This window comes from Streptomyces actuosus, assembly GCF_016921115.1.
Taxonomy (GTDB): Bacteria; Actinomycetota; Actinomycetes; order Streptomycetales; family Streptomycetaceae; genus Streptomyces; species Streptomyces actuosus_A.
In genome coordinates this window covers 24,866-43,129 of sequence record NZ_JAFFZS010000010.1, presented here as the reverse complement: position 1 = coordinate 43,129, position 18,264 = coordinate 24,866, and the positions used below count along the sequence as shown (strand labels likewise).

Below are 18,264 nucleotides of genomic sequence, written 5' to 3'. Positions count from 1 at the left end.
GTGAACATTACGCCCGATCCCCTGAACTGAAACGGGGTTCGGCAGCACGATTTGGATCATTTTCCGATGAAGCCGCAACCACCGCGCCCCGCGCGGGAGCTGCGAGGACCCCTCCGGTGGCCGCCAGCACAAGCAGCGACACCGCGCCCGCCGCGCCCGGAACGGCGAAACCCCACAGGGCACCACCCGTCTGGACGACCGGCCCGGCCAGCCCCGTTCCGACCGACGCCCCGACCGTGAACGTCGTCACCAGCCAGGAGAACGCCTCGGTGACCGTGCCGCTCGGCGCGTGCCGGTCGACGATGACGAACGCGCACGCGATCGCCGGCGCCAGGAACACCCCCGCCAGCGCGGTCAGCGCCACCATGGCGACGACGCCCGGCATCAGCATCAGCGGCAGGTAACACACCGCCAGGAACGCCACCAGCAACCGCAGTCGCCGCTCCGGCGCCCCGGCCCACCGCCGCGCGCCGTACACGCCGCCGCCCGCCAGCGCGCCCAGGCCGAGGGCCGCCATCAGCCAGCCGTACACCGCGTCGCCGCCGTGCGCGTCGGCATAGGACACGGCGGCGACCGTGATGGACCCGAGCGCGACGCCGACGAACAGGAACGCCGCCAGCAGCGCCAGCAGGCCGGGCGAGCGCAGGGCACCCAGCCAGTGCGCCTCGCGCGGGGCCGACCGCCAGGCCCGCGAGGGCGGCGAGAGCACCACGCAGAGCGCGCCGAGGACACCGACCCCGTTCAGGACGATCAGAGCGGCCCGTGCCGACCACAGCGAGACGCACAGGGTCACCAGCAGCGGCCCGACCGTGAACATGACCTCCTGCGCCACCGCGTCCATCGCGTACGCCGTGTGCACCTGCTCCTCGCGGCGCAGCACCGACGGCCACAGCGCCCGCAGGCCGCCCTCGAGGGGCGGCGCGAACAGGCCCGCCGCGGCCACGGAGGCGTGGGCGAGCGGCAGCGGGTCCGGGCCGGACAGCGCGAAGACCGTCGTCGCCAGGGCCGCGGCCACCGCGGCGGGCAGCTGCACGCGCGGCTGGCCGTACACGTCCACCAAGCGGCCCAGCAGCGGCTGCCCGACGGCGTTCGCGACGCCGTACACGGCCGCCAGGGCTCCCGCGAGGCTGTACGTACCGCCCTCGGCCCGCACGAAGAGGACGACGGCGATGGCGGCGGTGGCGTTGGGCAGCCGGCCCACGAGCGTACCCACCAGCAGCCGGGTGGCGTGTCTCGCCCGGAGGATCTCCAGGTATCCCGCGGCCATGCGCCCCTCCCGGCCCGAGTGTTACGTATAACGTCCGCTCGTCATACGTACCATGTGCGCTGTTCACGCGTCCAGGCGCCGGACCACCGGACGGCCGGGACGGCCCGGCGGGACCAGGACGGCAACCGTGACACCGGACGGCCCGCGAGCCGGACGACCCGAACGACGCCCGGACGGCGGCCGCACCGCGGCCGGACCACGACCAGCAGAGGAGCACGCGGACGGTGGCACGAGGCAGCACCCGCCCCACGAGCCGGGACGTCGCCCGGGCGGCCGACGTCTCCCAGGCCGCCGTCTCGCTCGTCCTCGGCGACAAATGGCGCGGCCGGGTCTCCGAGGCCACGGCGCAGCGCGTCCGTGACGCCGCCCGACGGCTCGGCTACCGGCCCAACCTCGCCGCCCGGAACCTGCGACTGGGCCGCACCCGCACCGTCCTCCTCGTCGTCCCCGCCCTGACCACCGAGTTCTACGGCGGCGTCTACACCGGCGCCGCCCGCGTCGCCGCCGAGCACGGCTTCGGTGTGGTCCTGTACCCCTCCCCCGAAGGCATCGGCCCCGCCCGCGACCCGTTCGCCTCCGCCCAGGCCGCCCTGGACGGCGTCATCGCCTCCTCCATGGCCGCCGACGCCCTCACCGCCATCCGCGGCGACCAGCTCCCTCTCGTCATGCTCGACAGCGACCCCCGGGGCAGCCTCGGTGCCGCCACCGTCAACCTCGACATCGTCGACGGGGCCCGCCGGATCGCCGAGCACCTGCTCGGCCTCGGTCACCGGCACTTCCTGCACGTCGCCGCCGACATCCCCTCCTGGACCTTCGAGGCCCGGGCACGCGAGCTCGCCGCACGTGTGGGGGCGGTGGACGGCACCTCGCTCCGCACCGCCCGCACCCCCATGACCATCGACGGCGCCCTGACGGCGGCCGACACCGCCCTGGACGCACCCGGCCCCCGGCCCACGGCCCTGGTCTGCGACGACGACAAACTGGCGGCCGGCGTCTACAAGGCGCTGCGGCGGCGGGGCCTGCGCATCCCCGACGACGTCTCGGTCACGGGCGTGGACGACATCTCGCTCGCCGGGGCCCTGGATCCCGAGCTCACCACCGTCCGTCTGGACGCCGAGCTCTTCGGTGAACGCGGCATGCACGCCCTCCTGGCCGTTCTGGAGGGCCGCCCGCCCGAGTCGGGGGACATTCCCGTCGAACTCGTCGTACGGGGCTCCACGGCCCCGCCCAAGCCCTCCTGAAACGCCTGGCGCCCCGGCCCTCACCGGGACCGGGGCGCCGACAGGGCCGAGCGGGTCCTACGCGTCGTCGTCCGTGCCGTCGTCGGCGCTCTCCGCCTCCGTCGCGGTGCTCCCCGCCTCCAGCAGGCGCGAGAGCTGGGAGCCGACGATCCGCTTGAACTTGCGCTGCTGCGGACGGGTGCGGTCCAGCACCGCCACCTCCAGACGCTCCGCGGGGATCTCCCGCTGGGTGCCGTTGGTGTCCCGCGACAGCGCCCGCACCGCCAGCTGCAACGCCTCGGCCAGGCTCATGCCGTCCCGGTGCTCGCGGTCCAGGTACGTGCTGATCTGCTCCGCGTTGCCGCCGACGGCGACCGAGCCGTGCTCGTCGACGATCGAACCGTCGTGCGGCAGCCGGTAGATCTGGTCCCCCTCCGGGGTCTCGCCGACCTCGGCGACCACCAGTTCCACCTCGTACGGCTTCTCCGCCGCCGACGAGAAGATCGTGCCCAACGTCTGGGCGTACACGTTGGCCAGGCCGCGCGCGGTCACGTCGTCGCGGTCGTAGGTGTAACCGCGCAGGTCGGCGTAGCGGACCCCGCCGATCCGCAGGTTCTCGTACTCGTTGTACTTGCCGGCTGCGGCGAACCCGATCCGGTCGTAGATCTCGCTGAACTTGTGCAGCGCCCGGGACGGGTTCTCACCGACGAACACGATGCCGTCGGCGTACTGCATGACGACCAGGCTGCGACCGCGCGCGATGCCCTTGCGGGCGTACTCCGCGCGGTCCGCCATCGCCTGCTGGGGTGAGACATAGAACGGCGTCGACACCGGTTATCCGTCCCTTTCTGTGGAAGTCACTGGATCACCTCGGACACGATCCCGGCGGCCGTCAGAGCAGCGCGGCCCGCGGGCCGTCGGGCTGCTCCAGCCGCCGCTGCAGCACCGCGCGGGCGATCTCGGAGGACTCCTCCTCCGTGAGCCGGCGGAAACCATCCTCGGTGATCACGGTGACGATCGGGTAGATCCGGCGGGCGACATCGGGACCACCGGTCGCCGAGTCGTCGTCTGCCGCGTCGTACAGCGCCTGCACCACCAGTGTCGTGGCGTCGGACTCGGTCAGGTCCTCCCGGAAGAGCTTCTTCATCGCGCCGCGCGCGAAGACCGAACCGGAACCCGTCGCCGCGAAGCCCCGCTCCTCGGTGCGGCCGCCCGTCACGTCGTACGAGAAGATGCGGCCCTTGTCGCGGTCGACGTCGTACCCGGCGAACAGGGGCACCACGGCCAGGCCCTGCATCGCCATGCCCAGGTTGGAGCGGATCATCGTCGACAGCCGGTTCGCCTTGCCCTCCAGCGACAGCTGGGCGCCCTCGACCTTCTCGAAGTGCTCCAGCTCCAGCTGGAAGAGCTTGACCATCTCCACGGCCAGACCGGCGGTGCCGGCGATGCCCACGGCCGAGTACTCGTCGGCCGGAAACACCTTCTCGATGTCCCGCTGCGCGATGACGTTGCCCATCGTGGCCCGGCGGTCACCGGCGAGAACCACGCCGCCCGGGAACGTCGCGGACACGATCGTCGTGCCGTGCGGCGCCTCCAGCACCCCCTGGGTGGGGGGCAGCTGCCGCTTGCCGGGCAGCAGCCCGGGCTGGTGCTCGGACAGGAAGTCCATGAAGGAGGAGGATCCTGGCGTCAGGAAGGCAGCTGGTAGACGCCCGGTGCCACGAGTGTTGGCTTCCACGAGTTTCCTTCCAGATAGGCTGCGGCCCGCCGTACGGCGCCGGGGTCGTCCCCCAACTTGCCGATGGCCGAATTGCAGTTGAAGCACAGTACGCCTCGGACCCTACCCGTCTTGCGGCAGTGATCCACATGTTCGGGCGGAGCGTTCGGACAGATCTCGCAGAGTCCGCGCCGAGCGGCGGCCATCGCGTCGCACCCGGCCTCGGGCACGCCGTGGTGGCGCCGCAGGTGGTGGGCTCGGCCCTTCTCCGCCCCGCAGGAGGTCGCCGAACCCGTCCGAGGCACTCCGGTTCCGTTCCACTCGCCATGGGGCTCGACCTCGCCGCACGTGCGGCAGTGCTCGGACCCGGGGGCCTCTCCCCTCCCCGTCGAACGTCCGGCCCCTCGGCGACCTGCCGTTGCCGGCGGTGGAGAGCCGCGCACTCTTGGCGACAGGCCCGCAGGCCGTCACGCGTTGCGTCGTCTCGCGCGAACGCCGCTCGCGGCTTGTGCTGCCTGCACCGCGAACAGCGCCTCGCGCTGTTCGACTCTTCCAGCACCCGACCCTCCGCCACCTTCAATTCGAAGGGGAAATCTACTCTCCACCCTTCTGAACGAAGGAGCGCACGAAGTCCTCCGCGTTCTCCTCGAGTACGTCGTCGATCTCGTCGAGGACGGAGTCCACGTCGTCACTCAGCTTCTCGTGGCGCTCCTTGAGGTCTTCCGAGGCCTGCGCGTCCTGCGCCTGCTCCGTGGCCTCCTCGGTGGAGCGCGTGGCCTTCTGCTGGCCGCCGCCGGTGTCCTTGGTCGCCATAACCCTCACCCCGCTCTTTCGCCCGACATGGGTCGGCAGGTCGGCATTCCTGCCGATCGGTGATGATCAGACCCTACTCGCCCGGTCCGACATCGGCCCCGCAGTTTGCTCAACGTGCGGGGACCACCTCGATGATTCCCGGCCTGGGGCATTTCCACCCGCCCGGCCGGGCGGGTGGCCGTGTACCCCTCAGCCGCCGGACAGCACCCTGACCAGGTCTTCGGCCGTGCGGCAGCGGTCGAGGAGCTCCTTGACGTGATTTCGCGTTCCGCGTAGCGGTTCCAGGGTTGGGACCCGCTGCAGGGAGTCCCGGCCCGGGAGATCGAAGATGACCGAGTCCCAGGAGGCCGCGGCGACGTCGTCGGCGTACTGCTCCAGGCAGCGGCCGCGGAAGTAGGCGCGGGTGTCCTCCGGGGGGCTGGCCTTGGCCCGCTCGACCTCGGCCTCGTCCAGCAGGCGCTTCATCCGGCCGCGGGCCGCGAGGCGGTTGTAGAGCCCCTTCTCGGGGCGTACGTCGGCGTACTGGAGGTCGACCAGGTGCAGGCGGGCGGCGTCCCAGTCGAGGCTGTCGCGGCGCCGGTAGCCCTCCATGAGTTCGCGCTTGGCGACCCAGTCCAGTTCGCCGGCCAGGCTCATCGGGTCGTTCTCCAGCCGGGTGAGGGTGTCCTCCCAGCGGCTGAGCACGTCCGTGGTCTGGTCGTCGGCGTCGGCTCCGTAGCGTTCCTCCACGTACTTGCGGGCCAGCTCGTAGTACTCCATCTGGAGCTGGACCGCGGTGAGTGTGCGTCCGCTGCGGAGCGTGACCAGGCGCTTGAGGGACGGGTCGTGGGAGACCTGGTGGAGGGTGCGGACCGGCTGGTCGACCGCCAGGTCGACGGCGATGAACGCGTCCTCGATCATGGAGAGGACCAGGGCCGTCGTGCCCAGTTTGAGGTACGTGGAGATCTCGGAGAGGTTGGCGTCGCCGATGATCACATGGAGGCGGCGGTACTTCTCGGCGTCGGCGTGCGGTTCGTCGCGGGTGTTGATGATGGGCCGCTTGAGCGTGGTCTCCAGGCCGACCTCGACCTCGAAGTAGTCGGCGCGCTGGCTGAGCTGGAATCCGTGCTCGTGGCCGTCCTGGCCGATGCCGACGCGGCCCGCGCCGGCGAAGACCTGGCGGGAGACGAAGAAGGGCGTCAGGTGGCGCACGATGTCCGAGAAGGCGGTCTCCCGCTTCATCAGGTAGTTCTCGTGCGTGCCGTAGGAGGCGCCCTTGTTGTCGGTGTTGTTCTTGTAGAGGTGGATCGGCTGGGCGCCGGGGAGCTGGGCGGCCCGTTCCGCGGCCTCGGCCATGATCCTCTCGCCGGCCTTGTCCCACAGGACGGCGTCCCGGGGGTTGGTGACCTCGGGGGCGCTGTACTCGGGGTGGGCGTGGTCGACGTAGAGGCGAGCGCCGTTGGTGAGGATGACGTTGGCCAGGCCGATGTCCTCGTCGGTGAGCTGGCTGGCGTCGGCGGCCTCGCGGGCGAGGTCGAATCCTCGGGCGTCCCGCAGCGGGTTCTCCTCCTCGAAGTCCCAGCGGGCCCGGCGGGCCCGGTGCATCGCCGCGGCGTAGGCGTTGACGATCTGGGATGAGGTGAGCATGGCATTGGCGTTGGGGTGCCCGGGGACGGAGATGCCGTACTCCGTCTCGATGCCCATTACTCGCCGTACGGTCATGCGGCCCTCCTTGCCCCGCGGCTCCCTCGGTCGTGGGCGCCGCTCACGTACCGCTCGTGCTCGAGTGGCCGTGCGGTGCCCGTCCCCGCACTGCGCAACCCGGCGGTAGGGAAGAGCCTAGAACGCCTTTGCACTGGTGGGGAGATCATTTGCATCATTGGCTTGCCCGCCTTGTTCCGGGTGTCGCCGGAAAAGCAGTCGGCTGCGGGTACCCCGGTGAGGGCACCCGCAGCCGCCCTTTCTTCTACAGGTACTGTCCGGTATTGGCCACCGTGTCGATGGAGCGGCCGGTGTCCGCGCCCTGCTTTCCGGTGATGAGGGTGCGGATGTAGACGATCCGCTCGCCCTTCTTTCCGGAGATACGGGCCCAGTCGTCCGGGTTGGTGGTGTTGGGCAGGTCCTCGTTCTCCTTGAACTCGTCCACGCAGGCCTGGAGGAGATGGGAGACGCGAAGGCCCTTCTGGTTCTTTTCCAGGAAGTCCTTGATCGCCATTTTCTTGGCGCGTCCGACGATGTTCTCGATCATGGCGCCGGAGTTGAAGTCCTTGAAGTAGAGGACTTCCTTGTCGCCGTTGGCGTAGGTGACTTCCAGGAAGCGGTTCTCCTCGGATTCGGCGTACATGTGCTCGACCGCGGTCTGGATCATGGCCTGGACCGTTGCCGCCTTGTCCTGGCCGTGCTCCGAGAGGTCCTCGGTGTGGAGCGGGAGGCGCTCGGTGAGGTACTTGCCGAAGATGTCCTTGGCGGCCTCGGCGTCCGGGCGCTCGATCTTGATCTTCACGTCGAGGCGGCCGGGGCGCAGGATGGCCGGGTCGATCATGTCCTCGCGGTTGGAGGCGCCGATCACGACCACGTTCTGCAGGCCTTCCACGCCGTCGATCTCGGCGAGCAGCTGCGGGACGATGGTGTTCTCCACGTCCGAGCTGACACCGGAGCCGCGGGTGCGGAAGAGGGACTCCATCTCGTCGAAGAAGACGATCACGGGGGTGCCCTCGCCGGCCTTCTCCCTGGCCCGCTGGAAGACGAGGCGGATCTGCCGCTCCGTCTCACCGACGTACTTGTTCAGCAGCTCGGGACCCTTGATGTTGAGGAAGAAGCTCTTGCCGGCGGCCTGGCCGGTGACCTGGGCGACCTTCTTGGCCAGCGAGTTGGCGACGGCCTTGGCGATCAGCGTCTTGCCGCATCCGGGTGGTCCGTAGAGCAGGACGCCCTTGGGCGGACGGAGTTCGTGCTCCTTGAACAGGTCGGGATACAGGTAGGGGAGCTCGACCGCGTCGCGAATGGCCTCGATCTGGTTGCCGAGGCCGCCGATGGCCTCGTAGCCGATGTCGGGGACCTCTTCGAGGACGAGTTCCTCGACCTCGCTCTTGGGCACGACCTCGTAGACGTAGCCGGAGCGGGGTTCGAGCAGCAGGGCGTCGCCGGGGCGGATGGTGACGTCCAGCAGCGGCTCGGCGAGCCGCACCACCCGCTCCTCGTCGGTGTGCCCGAGCACCAGGGCGCGCTCGCCGTCCTCGAGGATCTCCTTGAGGGTGACGATGTCCCCGACGCGCTCGAACTCCATGGCCTCGACCACGTTGAGCGCTTCGTTGAGCATGACTTCCTGGCCGCGCCTGAGGTCGTCGAGATCGACCCCGGGGCTGACGTTCACGCGGAGCTTCCGGCCGCCGGTGAAGATGTCGGCGGTGCCGTCCTCGTCGGACTGCAGGAAGACTCCGAAGCCGGCCGGCGGCTGGGCGAGCCGGTCGACTTCCTCCTTGAGGGCCACGATCTGGTCCCGGGCCTCGCGGAGTGTGTTGGCGAGTCGCTCGTTCTGGGCGGACACGCCGGCCAGGTTGGTCTGCAGCTCGACGATCCGCTCTTCGAGAATCCTCGTGTGTCGCGGAGAGTCGGCGAGCTTACGTCGCAGGACGGCGATCTCCTGCTCAAGGTAGGCGATCTGCCCGGCCGGGTCGTCGGACCCGCGTCCCGGGCGGATGCCGCGGTCAATGTCGTCGTCGTGGGCTGCCACGGTCCTCACCTCCTCCAAGGGGAGCTGGACGCTTCCAGACCCTACCTGGGTGGGTGTCGATTGAAACCCCTAGATCACAAAGACTGTCGGGGTGTGTCCGATCTTCACCCTTGCGCTCTCCCTCACGCCAGGGGAATACCCACCGAACATGATTGGGAAGCGGGCGGAGGTAGGGTCGAAGTGTTCAACACCCGTCAGAGCCTGCTTCGTTCCCGAGCGGCTCGACATCGAACAGCAGCAGGAGAGATGAGCGTGCAGCAGGAGGCCGGGACCGGCGGCGAGGCGCTGGAGGTCTGGATCGATCAGGACCTGTGTACCGGCGACGGCATCTGCGCGCAGTACGCGCCCGAGGTGTTCGAGCTGGACATCGACGGTCTGGCGTATGTGAAGAGCACCGCCGAGGAACTGCAGCAGGCACCGGGTGCCACGGTCCCGGTGCCGCTGCCGCTGCTGACGGACGTGGTGGACTCGGCACGGGAGTGCCCGGGCGAGTGCATCCACGTCAGGCGAGTTTCGGACAGGGTCGAGGTGTACGGGCCGGACGCCGGGTGACCACTCCCCCACCTGACGTCACGGCTGTCTGATATCTCACATCGCGGGTGGCGCGGTTCAGACGCTGCGGGCGCCCGCGGGGGTGGAGCGCAGGAACGCGCCGTTCCTCCACCGCCATGTCGCACGGTTCTTCAGGTCGGGGCAGCAGGCGGGCACGTCGTCGGAGGAGTAGCCGAGCAGGGTGGCGAGGACGTCCCCGTCGTGCACGGCGAGTTCGGTGACCGTGTTGCGGCTCTTGGGGTCGACCAGGGTGGCGACGACGCGGGGCCGCGCGGCGCCGGGGGCCTGGGTGAGGACGTAGACCCCGTCGGGCGGGGTGCCCATGGGCGCGTCGCAGTGCACCACGGCGACCGTCTCGGGCCGGTCGTCGCCGTCGAGGTCGCCGGTGGCCGTCTTCTGCACGACGGCCTGCACGGGGCCGCAGTCGAGCGGGAAGTCGACGCCCGCGGTGGTGGGCGCCGTGGCGGGGGCGGCGGTCCTGTCCGCGGCGCCGGGCGTCTGGGCCGCTCTGGCCGGGTGCGGCTGCAGGAGGCCGGACAGCGCCATGACGCCGGCGAGCGCGGTCGCGGTGGCGACCCAGTGGATCGGCCGGGTGTGGGTGTGTGCCAGTTCCGGGACGGCGGATTGCTGCACTAGGAGTGTCTCCCGTGAGGGCTGTGCCGGTGGGGGTGGCCTGCATGGTGCCACACGTCACAGTCCGGGGGAACGGCGGGGTCGCAGCCGGTGGGCGGAGCGGCGGTCGCCGCGCGGGCGGTGCGGGCGGTCGGGCCGGGGGTGCGGGCGGTCCGGTCGGGGGTGAGATGCGGTCAGAACGACGGCGCCGTGGCCGCGTTCCCGGTGTGCTGCGGGAACTCGGCCACGGCGTTCGTGCGTTGATGCGGCAGGGGCCGCCGCGACGCGCGCGTCGCCGGCTGCGCGGCGCCGCGTACGGAAGGCGCCTCAGCGCCCCGTTCCTCCGTCGGCGTTGGGACCGGTGTAGTCCTCGCCGTAGGCGCCCTTGGCGGGGCGGCGGCGGCGCATGGGCGGCTCCACGCCGTCGGCGAGGCGGCGGGCGGTGAGGAGGAAGCCGGTGTGCCCGATCATGCGGTGGTCGGGGCGGACGGCCAAGCCCTCGATGTGCCAGTTGCGGATCATGGTCTCCCAGGCGGTCGGCTCGTTGAAGCAGCCGATCTCCCTGATGGACTCCACGGTCCGGGCGAGCTGGGTGGTGGTGGCCACGTAGCAGCACAGGATGCCGCCGGGCACCAGCGCCTTGGAGACCGCCTCCAGGCACTCCCACGGAGCGAGCATGTCGAGGATGACGCGGTCGACGTCGGTGTCGGACAGGTTGTCCTGCAGGTCGCCGACGGTGAGCTGCCAGGCGGGATGCGGGCCGCCGAAGTAGCGTTCGACGTTCCCCCGGGCGATCTCGGCGAAGTCCTCGCGGCGCTCGTAGGAGTGGAGCATGCCCTGGTCGCCGATGGCGCGCAGCAGGAAGCTGCTGAGCGAGCCGGAGCCGACGCCGGCCTCGACGACGCGCGCGCCGGGGAAGATGTCGGCGAAGGCGAGGATCTGCCCCGCGTCCTTCGGGTAGACGACGGCTGCCCCGCGGGGCATGGACAGGACGTAGTCGGGGAGCAGGGGGCGCAGCGCGAGGTAGGCGACGTTCCCGGTGGTGCGGACAACGCTGCCCTCGGGAGCGCCGATCAGTTCGTCGTGGGGGAAGGAACCCTTGTGGGTGTGGAAGTTCTTCCCGGCCTCGAGCGTGAACGTGTAGTGGCGGCCCTTGGGGTCGGTCAGCTGTACCTGGTCCCCGACCTTGAAGGGCCCGCGCCTGCGGGCGGCACCGGTCGGTTCGGACATGTGAACAGCCTACCGGCCTTTGCCGGGGCCGCGGACCACGGGCGTGGCCCGGCGGTCCTCAGGCGGGCCGGGCCATCGCCTTGACGAAGGCACGCTCCACGTCGGCGGCGGACAGGACGCCGTAGATCTCGCCGGTCTCCTCCACCACCAGGTATTCGGTGGCGGGGGTGGCGCGCAGGACCTCCAGGAGGTCCTCGCCGGCCAGTTCGGCGGAGACGCGCATGCCGTCGGTGATCTCCTGGGCGAGGCCGCTGACCGCGACCCAGGGGCGGCGGTGCTCGGGGACGCCGACGATGGCGGCCTCGCGCACCAGGGAGAGGGGTTCGCCGTCGGTGTCGACGACGACCAGGGCGCGGGCCCCGGAGTCGTTGGCGCGCCGCAGGGCCTCCGAGAGCGGGGTGTCGGTGTGGACGGGAACGGCCCGGCGGGTGAGGGTGCGGGCGCGCAGTTCGGGCAGGTGCTCGCGCAGGCGGGCGACGCGCAGGCTGTTTCCGGCGCCGGTCCAGATGATCGCGGCGAGGATGGCGGCGAGCAGGGCGTCGGTGACGGTGTCCATGCCGATGCTGTCCTCGGCGGTGGAGCCGAGGGCGCCGGACTGGGTGAGCAGGGGCAGGCCGATCAGGACGGAGACGGCCAGGGCGCGGCCGACCCAGGCGGCGGCGACGGTGCCGCTCATGGGCCTGCCGGTGATCTTCCAGACGACCGCGCGGAGCATCCGGCCGCCGTCGAGGGGCAGGCCGGGCAGGAGGTTGAAGACGGCGACGATGAGGTTGGAGATCATCAGGCCGGCGAGCAGGACGCCGGGGACGGTTCCGGGCTCGACGGGCTGCAGGGCGAGGTAGAACAGGCCGGCCAGGACGAGGGAGAGCAGGGGGCCGACGAAGGCCAGCACGAATTCCCGGCCCGGGGTCTCGGCCTCCTTCTCGATCTCGGAGACACCGCCGAAGAACTGGAGCTGGATGCGGCGGACGGGCAGCTTGAAGCGCAGGGCCGCGACCGTGTGGGCCAGCTCGTGCACGAGGACGGAGGCGTAGAAGGCGACGGCGAAGAAGAGGGAGACCAGATAGCGGGCGGCGCCGAGCTCGGGCAGCACCCGGTCCAGCTGTCCGCCGAACACCCAGGTGATCAGTGCCGCGACCAGGAACCAGCTGGGCGCCACGTACACGGGCACACCGAAGGGCCGGCCCATGAGCAGCCCGCCCCGCGGCTCGGGCGGCGGCTGCGGGGGGCGGGTGTGGGACGCGCCGGAGTCCGCACGCGTGCGGTCGTGGCCGGCGGACGGGTGCGCGTCGCCGTGGTCGCGGAGGGGGAGGGCGGTGCGGTGATCGGGCGCGGGGGCGTCGTGGCGGGGGGTGGCGCCCGGGGTGTGCCGTTCCGGTGCGGGAGGGGTGCCGTGGGCCGCCGGCCGGTCGGTCGGGGCGGGGTCGCCGGCGTCGTTCCTCCCGTACCCGGGGACGTCGGGCGCGCCGGACCCGTCGCCGTCGCGGGGGCCGTCCGCCGGGTCCGGGCCCGGGGCGGCGGGGTCCGTCCGGGCCGGTCCCGGGCGGGGGGCCTCGCCGGGTGGGGGCGTCGTCGGTGTTGCGTGGCGGTCGGCCGTCTCGTCGTCGTTCGACGGCGGCTGCGCGCTCCGGCCGCTCTCGTCCACGGTGTCCCCTCGTTCGCAGCGTCTTCCGCGTCCTGGCGGGGCGGAAGGGTCTCGTGTCGATGGTATGCGGCGTTCGTGAGGCGTTTCGCCCCGGCACCCCTGAGTTTTCCCCGGTGTCCCAGCCGCCGTGCACGGCGGCTGGGTGACTGTCGGTGGCGGGCCGTAAGGTCTGTGGGCATGGAGACGAGCAACGACGGGCCGGCCGGGGAGGGCCGCGGCGGGCCGGTGGCCCCGGTACCGCTGCCGGGACCGGCACCGGCCCGGGAAGCGGAAGGGGCCGGGTCGGAGGGGGCCGTGGCTCCTGCGGCTGTGGTCGTGCCGCCGGCCGGGCTGTCGCCCTCGCGGGCCGGCGACTTCATGCAGTGCCCGCTGCTGTACCGGTTCCGGGTGATCGACCGGCTGCCGGAGAAGCCGAGCGAGGCGGCGACGCGCGGCACCCTGGTCCATGCCGTGCTGGAACGCCTCTTCGACGCGCCCGCCGCGGAGCGCACGGCGCCGCGGGCGAAGTCGCTCGTCCCGGGGCAGTGGGACCGGCTGCGGGAGGCGCGGCCGGAGCTCGTGGAGCTGTTCGCGGACGACGCGGACGGCGAGCGGCTGACGCGCTGGCTGTCGGAGGCCGAGCAGCTGGTGGAGCGCTGGTTCACGCTGGAGGACCCGACACGGCTGGAGCCGGCGGAGCGTGAGCTGTTCGTCGAGGCGGAGCTGGACTCGGGGCTGAGGCTGCGCGGGATCATCGACCGGGTGGACGTGGCGCCGACCGGCGAGGTGCGGATCGTCGACTACAAGACGGGCAGGGCGCCGCGGCCGGAGTACGCCGAGAGCGCGCTGTTCCAGATGAAGTTCTACGCGCTGGTGGTCTGGCGGCTGAAGCGGGTCGTGCCGCGGCGCCTGCAGCTGGTGTACCTCGGCAGCGGGGACGTGCTGACGTACGACCCGGTCCTCGCCGACCTGGAGCGGGTGGAACGCAAGCTGCTCGCGCTGTGGGAGGCGATCCGGCGGGCCACGGAGACCGGGGACTGGCGTCCTCGGCCGACGAAGCTGTGCGGCTGGTGCGATCACCGGGCGCACTGCCCGGAGTTCGGTGGCACTCCCCCGCCCTATCCGCTGCCGGTGAGGGCGGCCGAGCCGGACGGGGACCCGCAGGGCAGAATAGGGCCGGACTAGCGAAGGAGACTCACGTGGCCATCCGCGTCCTACTCGTCGACGACCAGCCGCTGTTGCGTACGGGCTTCCGGATGATCCTCGAGGCGGAGCAGGATCTCGCGGTGGTCGGCGAGGCCGGGGACGGCCTCCAGGCGCTGGACCAGGTGCGCGCCCTGCAGCCCGATGTCGTCCTGATGGACATCCGGATGCCGCGCATGGACGGTGTGGAGGCGACCCGGCAGATCACCGGGCCGGAGCGGGACGGCCCGGCCAAGGTGCTGGTGCTGACCACCTTCGACCTCGACGAGTACGTGGTGGAGGCGTTGCGGGCGGGCGCCAGCGGGTTCCTGCTCAAGGACGCCCCGGCGAACGAGCTGGTGCAGGCGATCCGGGTCGTGGCGGCCGGTGAGGCGATGCTCGCCCCCAGCATCACGCGCCGGCTGCTCGACAAGTACGCCACCCATCTGCCCTCCGGCGAGGAGCCCGTCCCGGACACCCTGCACACGCTGACCGACCGCGAGGTGGAGGTCCTGAAGCTGGTGGCGCGGGGGCTGTCGAACGCCGAGATCGCTGCCGATCTGTTCGTCAGCGAGACCACCGTCAAGACGCACGTGGGGCATGTCCTGACGAAGCTGGGCCTGCGCGACCGGGTGCAGGCGGCCGTGTACGCGTACGAGAGCGGGTTGGTGCGTCCCGGCGCCCAGTAGGCGCCGTACGCGACGGGCAGGGGTGAGGGGCGGTCCCGCCGGGGCCGCCCCTCGCCTGTGTGCCGCTCGGTTCGTCCGTGCGCCGCCGCTCAGTCCTTCGTCAGTTCCCAGAACCGGAAGACGGTGGAGGCGTCGAGGCAGTTCTCCAGGCCGTAGACGTTCTCGCGGGTGACGGCGTACTGCTTGGCCTGCCACACGGGCAGGACGGGCAGGTCGTCGGCGACGATGTCCTGGAGGCGGGCGAACTCCCCGTCCGTGGCGGCGCGGTTGCTCTGCGCGGCCGTGCGCGGCAGCAGGCTGCCGGTGATGGTGGCGTTGGTGTAGTGGTTGCCGAGCACGTTGCCCGGCCCGAAGAACGGGGCGGTGAAGTTGTCGGCGTCGGGGTAGTCGGGGACCCAGCCCTTGACGTAGACGCCGTACTTGCCGGCCTCGATGTCCTTCTCGTACCGGTCGAAGGGGACCGACCTGACGTCGGCCCGGAACAGGCCGCTGGCGTTGAGCTGGCCGGCGATGGCCTTCAACTCGGCGTCGGTGGCGGGACCGTAGCGGGACGGTGTCGACCAGAGCGTGAGGCGCACCCGGCCGGTCACGCCCTCCTCGCTGAGCGCGTCGGCCGCCTTCTGCCGGGAGGGGCGGGCGCCGTAGGTGTCGAAGAAGGACGTGCTGTGACCGGCGATGCCGGCGGGCACGATCGAGTACAGCGGGGTCGCGGTGCCCTGGTAGACGTCCCTGACGAGGGCGTCGCGGTCGAGCAGATAGGCGATGGCCTTGCGCACTCCGAGCTTTCCGGCGACCGGGTCCTTCATGTTGAAGACCAGGTGCTGGACCTCGGCGCTGCTGCCCTCGACGACCTCGGCTCCGGTACCACCGGTGCTCTGGTCGAGGCCGGCGATGTCGCTCGCGGCGAGGCCGCGGTAGGCGATGTCGACCTCACCGTCGAGCAGGGCCTTCTTCAGGGCGGCCTGGTCACCGTGGAAGAACTTCAGGGTGACACCGGAGTTCTTCGGTTCGGCGGCGGTGCCGCTGTAGTGCTCGTTGACGGAGAAGACGGCCTCGTCCTCGTCGACGGAGTCGAGCCGGTAGGGGCCGGAGCCCACGGCCTTGCCGTCCTTGCGCAGACCGTCGGCGTCGTACTGGCGGTGGTCGACGATGGAGCCGGCACCGGAGGCGATCTTGCTGGGGAAGGTGGCGTCGGGGACCTTCAGCCGGAAGACGACGGTCCTGGCGTCCGGTGTCTCGACGGCGTCCAGCGTGGGGAACATGACCGCCGGGCCGTCCGGGTCGTCGATCTTCAGCATGCGGTCGAAGGAGAACTTCACGTCCTCGGACGTGAGGTCGTCACCGTTGCTGAACTTCAGGCCGTCGGCCAGCGTGCAGGTGTAGATGGTGGTCGTCGCGTCGAAGGCGCAGGTCTTGGCCGCCTCCGGCTGGGGCTCGGTACCGCCCTTGGGGAAGCTGAGCAGCGACTGGAAGACGTTGTTGAACAACAGCCAGGAGCCGGGGTCGTAGCCGGAGGCGGGGTCGGTGGCCAGGACGTCGTCCGACATCCCCATCACCACGGTGGAGCCGTTGCTCCCGGACTTCCCGGTTTCCGTGCCGCATCCGGTCAGAAGGCCGAAGGCCAGCCCAGCCGTGAGGGGCAGGACCGGCCACGGGTTGCGCATGTTCACGTAGAGGTGCCTTGTCGTCGTTCTCGTGCCTCCGGGGCACAGTTCGGCCCCGGACTACGGCCGCGGGGCGCGGTCGGCGGCCCCGGGCGTGCGGTCCCGGGGGGGCTGTCCGCCTCCCCGGGACCCGTGGGCGTCAGCCGCCCACACCTCGGCCGAGCTCCCAGAGTTGGAGCGTCGAGGTGGAGTTGAGGGCGTACGAGGTGCCCGTGATGGTGTCGCGCGCGGCGATGTACTGCTTGCCCTGCCACAGCGGCAGCATGGGCACGTCCTCGGCGACGATGTCCTGGATCTCCGTCAGGCTGCCGGCGGCGGAGAGCCGGTCGGCCTCGCGACGGGACTGTGGGATGAGGTGGTTGATGATGTCGCTGTTGGAGTAGGGCGACTTCAGGAAGTTGCCCTTGTCGAGGAACGGCGCGAGGAAGTTGTCGGCGTCCGGGAAGTCGGGGAACCAGCCCATGCCCCAGACGTCGTACTCGCCCTTGCGCTCGGCCGGGACGAAGGTCTCCCAGGAGTGGCCCTTGACGTTCACGTCGAACAGCCCGCTGCCGTTGAGCTGCTTCTTGAGCTGCTCGAACTCCTTCTTCGTGGCGGCACCGTAGTGGTCGGTGGTGTAGTGCAGGGTCAGCTTCACCGGCGTGGTGATGCCGGCCTTGTCCAGCAGCTTCTTGGCCTTGGCGGTGCTGGGGTCGCCGTACTTGTTGAAGAAGGCGTTGGAGTGGCCCGTGACGGCGGCCGGAACCAGTGAGTACAGGGGCTGGGCCTGGGAGCCGTAGACCTGGGCCACCAGCTCGCTGCGGTTGACGATCTGGGCCATCGCCTGGCGTACGGCCTTGTCCTTGACCGACGCGGCGTCGGTGTTGAAGGCCAGGTAGCGGATCTCGAGTCCGGGCATGTCGACCAGTTCGACGTCGCCACCCGTGGACGCGGACAGTTTCTGGACCTGCTCCGGCGTCATGGTGCGCGACATGACGTCGATGTCGTTCTTCTCGAGCGCGGCGTCCATGGCCTCGGCGTCCGGGAAGGAGACCAGTTCGGCCTTGGAGTTGTTCACCGTCAGAGTCCCCTTGTAATTGGGGTTCTTGGTGAACACGGCCCGCGTCATCTCCCCGTCCTTGGTCTCGGCCCTGAGGCTGTAGGGGCCGGAGCCGTCGACCGAGAAGCCGTCGCGCAGCTTGTCCTTGTCGTAGTGGTCGGGGCTGACGATGCCGGCGACGGGGGTGGACAGCTTGAACGGGAAGGTGGCGTCGGCGGTCTTCAGGTGGAAGACGACGTCGCGGTCGCCCTGCGTCTCGACGGTGTCGACGGTCGACAGCAGCGAGGCGACGCCGGAGTCGGCATCGATGTCGAGGGCCCGGTCGATGGAGAACTTGACGTCGTTCGCGGTGACGGGTTTGCCGTCGGCGAACTTCAGGCCGGCGCGGAGCTTGCAGGCGTAGCGCTCGTTGCCGCTGTCGGTGAAGCCGCAGCTCTCGGCGGCCTCGGGCACCGGGGCGCCCTCGCCCTTGGGCAGGATCATCAGGGTCTGCACGGTCTGGCGCAGGACGTTCCAGGTGCCGACGTCGTAGGCGTAGGCGGGGTCGAGGGGTGCGGGAGCGTCCTTCGTAGCGGTGAACCGGTCCGTGGTGCCGACGACGATCGCGTCGCCTCCGCTGCTGCCGCTGCTGGACCCGCCGCAGCCTGCGAGCACGGGTGCGAGCAGACCGGCCATGGCCGGAAGCACCAAAGTCTTGCGGTTCATGCTCGAGTTTCTCCAGAGCTGATCGATTCCGTGTATCCGGCATGCAGGGGTGTCGCAGCGGATCACGGGGTGGGGTGCCGATGTTCTCGCGACGAGATTAGTGCGCGCCCGCATGAGGTCCGGCAGCCAGTGGAGTTGAGGCCTCATCACACAGCGAAACCGGGTATGGACAGACCGAAAACCCGACACGGGAAGGATTCGTGCAGCACTCCACCAATCAGGACACAAGGACCCTGCG

Annotated in this window: 16 protein-coding genes; 4 read left to right on the top strand and 12 right to left on the bottom strand. The window is 70.8% G+C overall.

The window, feature by feature from the left end:
• Positions 1-7: 7 nt before the first annotated feature.
• Entirely contained in the window at positions 8-1,267 is a 1,260-nt protein-coding gene (locus tag JS756_RS15085; RefSeq protein ID WP_205383619.1) for an MFS transporter, read from the bottom strand.
• A gap of 224 nt (positions 1,268-1,491) precedes the next feature.
• Here JS756_RS15085 and JS756_RS15080 point away from each other — a divergent pair, with 224 nt between their 5' ends.
• Positions 1,492-2,508: a LacI family DNA-binding transcriptional regulator gene (locus JS756_RS15080; protein WP_205383618.1), complete on the top strand. Its 1,017-nt coding sequence runs from the start codon at positions 1,492-1,494 to the stop codon at positions 2,506-2,508.
• A 57-nt stretch (positions 2,509-2,565) separates the two neighbouring features.
• Here the strand turns inward: JS756_RS15080 and prcA are convergent, their stop codons facing one another.
• The 6 genes from prcA to arc all read right to left on the bottom strand — a co-directional run bounded on the left by prcA (position 2,566) and on the right by arc (position 8,729).
• A complete protein-coding gene (gene prcA, locus JS756_RS15075; protein ID WP_205383617.1) occupies positions 2,566-3,318 on the bottom strand; it encodes a proteasome subunit alpha in 753 nt (250 codons plus the stop codon).
• 61 nt (positions 3,319-3,379) lie between these two features.
• Positions 3,380-4,225 (bottom strand): proteasome subunit beta, encoded by an 846-nt coding sequence (gene prcB, locus JS756_RS15070; RefSeq protein WP_205383616.1) that lies wholly within the window; start codon positions 4,223-4,225, stop codon positions 3,380-3,382.
• A complete protein-coding gene (locus JS756_RS36780) occupies positions 4,177-4,410 on the bottom strand; it encodes an endonuclease VII domain-containing protein (RefSeq protein WP_240203814.1) in 234 nt (77 codons plus the stop codon). Before JS756_RS36780 ends, prcB begins: the two co-directional genes overlap by 49 nt.
• Before the next feature lie 388 nt (positions 4,411-4,798).
• Positions 4,799-5,017: a ubiquitin-like protein Pup gene (locus tag JS756_RS15060; RefSeq protein ID WP_205383615.1), complete on the bottom strand. Its 219-nt coding sequence runs from the start codon at positions 5,015-5,017 to the stop codon at positions 4,799-4,801.
• Between the two features lie 189 nt (positions 5,018-5,206).
• Positions 5,207-6,718 (bottom strand): depupylase/deamidase Dop, encoded by a 1,512-nt coding sequence (gene dop, locus JS756_RS15055; RefSeq protein ID WP_368861099.1) that lies wholly within the window; start codon positions 6,716-6,718, stop codon positions 5,207-5,209.
• Between the two features lie 244 nt (positions 6,719-6,962).
• Positions 6,963-8,729: a proteasome ATPase gene (gene arc, locus JS756_RS15050; RefSeq protein WP_205383614.1), complete on the bottom strand. Its 1,767-nt coding sequence runs from the start codon at positions 8,727-8,729 to the stop codon at positions 6,963-6,965.
• Between the two features lie 246 nt (positions 8,730-8,975).
• On the opposite strand from arc, the gene JS756_RS15045 reads away from it, so the two are divergent.
• Positions 8,976-9,281, top strand: a complete 306-nt coding sequence (locus tag JS756_RS15045; protein ID WP_205383613.1) for a ferredoxin — start codon at positions 8,976-8,978, stop codon at positions 9,279-9,281.
• 57 nt (positions 9,282-9,338) lie between these two features.
• On the opposite strand, the gene JS756_RS15040 is transcribed toward JS756_RS15045, so the two are convergent.
• The 3 genes from JS756_RS15040 to JS756_RS15030 all read right to left on the bottom strand — a co-directional run bounded on the left by JS756_RS15040 (position 9,339) and on the right by JS756_RS15030 (position 12,768).
• Complete coding sequence (locus tag JS756_RS15040) at positions 9,339-9,914, bottom strand: hypothetical protein (RefSeq protein ID WP_205383612.1); 576 nt, start codon at positions 9,912-9,914, stop codon at positions 9,339-9,341.
• A 306-nt stretch (positions 9,915-10,220) separates the two neighbouring features.
• Complete coding sequence (locus tag JS756_RS15035; protein WP_205383611.1) at positions 10,221-11,123, bottom strand: tRNA (adenine-N1)-methyltransferase; 903 nt, start codon at positions 11,121-11,123, stop codon at positions 10,221-10,223.
• Positions 11,124-11,181: 58 nt separating this feature from the next.
• Positions 11,182-12,768, bottom strand: coding sequence for a site-2 protease family protein (locus JS756_RS15030; RefSeq protein WP_205383610.1), 1,587 nt, complete (start codon positions 12,766-12,768; stop codon positions 11,182-11,184).
• Between the two features lie 177 nt (positions 12,769-12,945).
• On the opposite strand from JS756_RS15030, the gene JS756_RS15025 reads away from it, so the two are divergent.
• Together JS756_RS15025 and JS756_RS15020 are read left to right on the top strand one after the other, a co-directional pair.
• Positions 12,946-13,932 carry a RecB family exonuclease gene (locus JS756_RS15025; protein WP_205383609.1) on the top strand — a complete coding sequence of 329 codons (987 nt, stop codon included), beginning with the start codon at positions 12,946-12,948 and terminating at the stop codon, positions 13,930-13,932.
• Between the two features lie 14 nt (positions 13,933-13,946).
• Entirely contained in the window at positions 13,947-14,618 is a 672-nt protein-coding gene (locus JS756_RS15020; RefSeq protein WP_205383608.1) for a response regulator, read from the top strand.
• Positions 14,619-14,707: 89 nt separating this feature from the next.
• On the opposite strand, the gene JS756_RS15015 is transcribed toward JS756_RS15020, so the two are convergent.
• Positions 14,708-16,288, bottom strand: coding sequence for an ABC transporter substrate-binding protein (locus tag JS756_RS15015; RefSeq protein ID WP_205383607.1), 1,581 nt, complete (start codon positions 16,286-16,288; stop codon positions 14,708-14,710).
• 133 nt (positions 16,289-16,421) lie between these two features.
• Positions 16,422-18,026: an ABC transporter substrate-binding protein gene (locus JS756_RS15010; RefSeq protein ID WP_205383606.1), complete on the bottom strand. Its 1,605-nt coding sequence runs from the start codon at positions 18,024-18,026 to the stop codon at positions 16,422-16,424.
• Positions 18,027-18,264 lie beyond the last annotated feature (238 nt).

What these genes read in the sequence shown, in the direction of transcription:
- JS756_RS15085 (WP_205383619.1), bottom strand. Translation starts at nt 1,267, where the DNA reads ATGGCCGCGGGATACCTGGAGATCCTCCGGGCGAGACACGCCACCCGG.
- JS756_RS36780 (WP_240203814.1), bottom strand. Translation starts at nt 4,410, where the DNA reads ATGGCCGCCGCTCGGCGCGGACTCTGCGAGATCTGTCCGAACGCTCCG.
- JS756_RS15060 (WP_205383615.1), bottom strand. Translation starts at nt 5,017, where the DNA reads ATGGCGACCAAGGACACCGGCGGCGGCCAGCAGAAGGCCACGCGCTCC.
- JS756_RS15010 (WP_205383606.1), bottom strand. Translation starts at nt 18,026, where the DNA reads ATGAACCGCAAGACTTTGGTGCTTCCGGCCATGGCCGGTCTGCTCGCA.
- JS756_RS15045 (WP_205383613.1), top strand. Translation starts at nt 8,976, where the DNA reads ATGAGCGTGCAGCAGGAGGCCGGGACCGGCGGCGAGGCGCTGGAGGTC.
- dop (WP_368861099.1), bottom strand. Translation starts at nt 6,718, where the DNA reads ATGACCGTACGGCGAGTAATGGGCATCGAGACGGAGTACGGCATCTCC.
- JS756_RS15035 (WP_205383611.1), bottom strand. Translation starts at nt 11,123, where the DNA reads ATGTCCGAACCGACCGGTGCCGCCCGCAGGCGCGGGCCCTTCAAGGTC.
- JS756_RS15025 (WP_205383609.1), top strand. Translation starts at nt 12,946, where the DNA reads ATGGAGACGAGCAACGACGGGCCGGCCGGGGAGGGCCGCGGCGGGCCG.